This window comes from Galactobacter sp. (genome assembly GCF_022712295.1).
Classification (GTDB): domain Bacteria; phylum Actinomycetota; class Actinomycetes; order Actinomycetales; family Micrococcaceae; genus Galactobacter.
Window position 1 is genome coordinate 1 of record NZ_JALAGT010000077.1, and the last position, 3394, is coordinate 3394.

The 3394-nt window shown below is 66.8% G+C and carries 2 protein-coding genes and 2 tRNA genes; all 4 read right to left on the reverse strand.

Translation table 11 applies throughout. The features are described from left to right. On the reverse strand, positions 1-823 hold an 823-nt coding region (locus Q0A15_RS06005), incomplete at its 3' end, for a mevalonate kinase (RefSeq protein ID WP_367273357.1). 199 nt (positions 824-1022) lie between these two features. After that, a tRNA-Met gene (locus Q0A15_RS06010) sits at positions 1023-1096 on the reverse strand. A gap of 66 nt (positions 1097-1162) precedes the next feature. Beyond that, positions 1163-1234 (reverse strand) — tRNA-Thr (locus Q0A15_RS06015). Between the two features lie 74 nt (positions 1235-1308). Further along, the coding region (locus tag Q0A15_RS06020) for a DEAD/DEAH box helicase (protein WP_291278621.1) at positions 1309-3394 on the reverse strand (2086 nt) is incomplete at its 5' end.

A 3394-nucleotide genomic window follows, 5' to 3' on the forward strand; every position in this document is an offset into this window, starting at 1 on the left:
CCCCCGAGAGCACCCGGACGGTGGCCTCACTGATCTGCCCGAGGATCTCGATGCGCTCTCGCGTGGGCAGCGGATCGTCTGCCATCAGCGTCCTGACTGCGCCGACGGCTTGTGCCGTTGACCCGTGCGACCCGGAATCCCCGCCCACCAACGTCAAAGGTTCGGAGAGTTCCAGCAGTGTGGGACGCCCACCCCTGAAGAGGATGGGGCCGGAGGCAGCGACCGCGTAGGGATCCAAGCCGGACGATTTGCCGTGTGCGATGGTCTCCGCCTGCTGCACCAGCGCGTGCAGAGCCCGGTCGGCGCTGCTGCGCCCGCTCGGGTCCGCGATCGAGGAGCCGGCGTGCGCGCCCGCGCGCGCCCCACCGGCGGGCCGGGCAGCGTCATCGTGGCCTTGGCCGCTCAGGCCACGCCGGGCCCCGAGGGCCACGACGGCGCGGACCACCGCCGTGGCGACAGCGGCCGACGATCCGAGGCCGCGCCCCATGGGCACGTCTCCTTCGATGGTCAGGCTCAGTCCTTCGGTGGGCAGGCCCACCAACCCTGCCGCCCCGCCCAGCGCGGTCAGGACCGGGTCCAAGGCTGCGGGAGCGTCCTCGAGCGGACCGGAGTAGGGGGTGGAGACGAGCATCCCCTGGCCGTCAGCCCTCACGGTGGCGACCAGGTTGACCTCTGACAGCGGGACCGCCACGGCAGGCTGCCCATACACCACGGCGTGCTCTCCGGTGAGAATGACCTTGCCATGAGCCGCGCCGACACCCTCAAACGCACGACGCCGCGCTTGGCCGTTCTGACGCCCCGCCGCTGTGTCTGGCAGGCTCATGGAACCGGTGGTCATGTCCGTGACGGTGTCACTCTCTGTCTCAGGGCCCGTGGGGGCCAACGAAATTCAGGCACAGTTCAACCGCGCCTACTCCTATTGTCCACCCGCCATCATCCCTGGACCACCTGGACGCCCGCTGAGGGCCGTTTCAGCTGAAAAAAGAAGTCCCCCGGGAAAACTTCCCGGGGGACTTACTCTGTAGCGGTGGGGGGACTCGATCCCCCGACCTCACGATTATGAGTCGTGCGCTCTAACCAGCTGAGCTACACCGCCACGAATGAGGAAACCCGCTCGCGTTTTCCGCTTATTCAAGCGAAATCGCAAGCGGGTCTCATTCAGAGCCCCCGACGGGAATCGATCCCGTGACCTCAGTCTTACCAAGACTGCGCTCTACCACTGAGCTACGGGGGCAACGGAGAAAAGCTTATCAGGCCGATCTCCGAAAAGCGAAATCGGGACTACCCCCGTTATCGCTTGCTCACCGGTCAGCGATGACGCGGCTTGCGGGGCTTGCGGTCTCCCCGGTTTTCCCCGTCATGACGCGGATTCCAGCCGCCCTTGTGACCGTTTTCGTCGCGACGATCCCATCCGCGGGAGCCGTCGCGATCGTTGCGACCGCGATAATTCGAGTTGCGATCCTCGTCACGTCCATGGCGGTCATTGCGACGATCGTCACGACGGTCGTCGCGTTCCCAAGGCTTGGAATAGCCCTTGTTTCCCTTGTTGAAATCGCGTTTTCCGTCGCGGTCCTGGTAACCGCCACGGCGGTCATCACGACGGTCGTCGCGACGTCCGCGAGAACCGCCCTGGTAGCCGCCACGGCTGCCCCGACGATCGTCACGCGCATCGAAGTCACGATCGCCCTGACGCTCGCGGTTGGGTCGACGGCCTGTGTCCTTCTCCAGGTGGATGGGACGGCCACCGATGCGGGTGGACGACAGCTTCTCCAGGGCGCCTGAGGGCAGGTTCTCCGGCAGCTCCACCAGGGAGTGATCTCCTCGGATGTCGATGGAGCCGATGTCACGGGAGGACAGGCCCCCCTCGTTGGCGAGCGCACCCACGATGGAACCGGGGAGTACACGCTGGTTTCGTCCAACGGCGATCCGGTAGGTCGCGTTGCCGGCGGCAACCGGCTTGGACGGACCACGTGAGCCGAACTCGTCGCGTCCGCGCTTGCCGCGAGCATCGCGCCCCTCACGCTGCTTCTTGGCGGGCAGCGTGGGGATCTCCTCGGTCAGCAGCGGGCGACCGCCCTGAGCCAGGTGGGCAAACGCTGCTGCAACCTCAACGGCATCGACGTCGTGCTCGGCCAGATAGGAGCTGACCAGCTCGCGGTAGGGAGCCAGATCCGCAGTGGCCACCGTCTTGTCCACCTTGGCCGCCAGGCGGCCGAGACGGGAGTTGTTCACGGCCTCGACACCCGGGATCTGGGCCTCGACCACGGCACCACCCGTGGCGCGCTCGATGTGCTTGAGCAGGTAGCGCTCGCGCGGGGTGATGAACAGCACGGCGTCACCCTGACGACCTGCGCGGCCGGTGCGGCCGATCCGGTGCACATAGGACTCGGTATCGTGCGGGATGTCGTAGTTGAACACGTGGGAGATGCGCTCCACGTCGAGGCCACGTGCGGCCACGTCGGTGGCGACCAGAATGTCCACGTTCCCGGAACGCAGCTGGTCCACGGTGCGCTCACGCTGCACCTGGTTGATGTCGCCGTGGATGGCCACGGCGCGGAAACCACGTGCCTTGAGCTTCGTGGCGACCTCCTCGGAGGCCACCTTGGTGCGCACGAACGCGATGACGCCGTCGTGCTCCTCGGTCTCGAGGATGCGGGCCATGGCGTCCAGCTTGTAGGTGTGCATCACCTGGATGTAACGCTGACGGATGTTCTCGCCAGGGGTGGAGGCCTGGTCCACCGCGACCTGCTCGGGATCGTTCAGGTACTGGTCCGCGATACGACGGATCTGGCGAGGCATGGTCGCGGAGAAGAGAGCAACCTGCTTCTCCGCCGGGGTGGCCTCGAGAATGTGGTCCACTTCCTCGGCGAACCCCATGCGCAGCATCTCGTCTGCCTCGTCCAGCACCAGGTACGAGAGCTGAGAGAGATCCAGGGAGCCACGGTCGAGGTGGTCGATCACGCGACCGGGGGTACCGACAACCACCTGTGCGCCACGACGCAGGGCCGAAAGCTGCGGGCCGTACGGAGAACCGCCGTAGATCGGCAGGATGGTGAGGTCGTCCAGGTACTTGGCGTAGGAGGAGAAGGCCTCTGCCACCTGGAGTGCGAGCTCACGGGTCGGGGCGAGCACCAGCACCTGCGGGTGATCGGCGCGACCGTTGACGTCGGCCAGTTCGGCGACCTTGGACAGTGCAGGAACCGCGAAGGCGGCGGTCTTGCCGGTACCGGTCTGGGCCAGGCCCACGACGTCGCGGCCCTCGAGCAGCAGCGGGATGGTGGCCGCCTGAATGGGCGACGGGCGCTCATAGCCCAGGTCGGACACGGCCGCGAGAACGCGGCCGTCGATCCCGAGATCGTTGAAGGTGGGGCCCTGAGGCTCCTCGGCGGTGGCC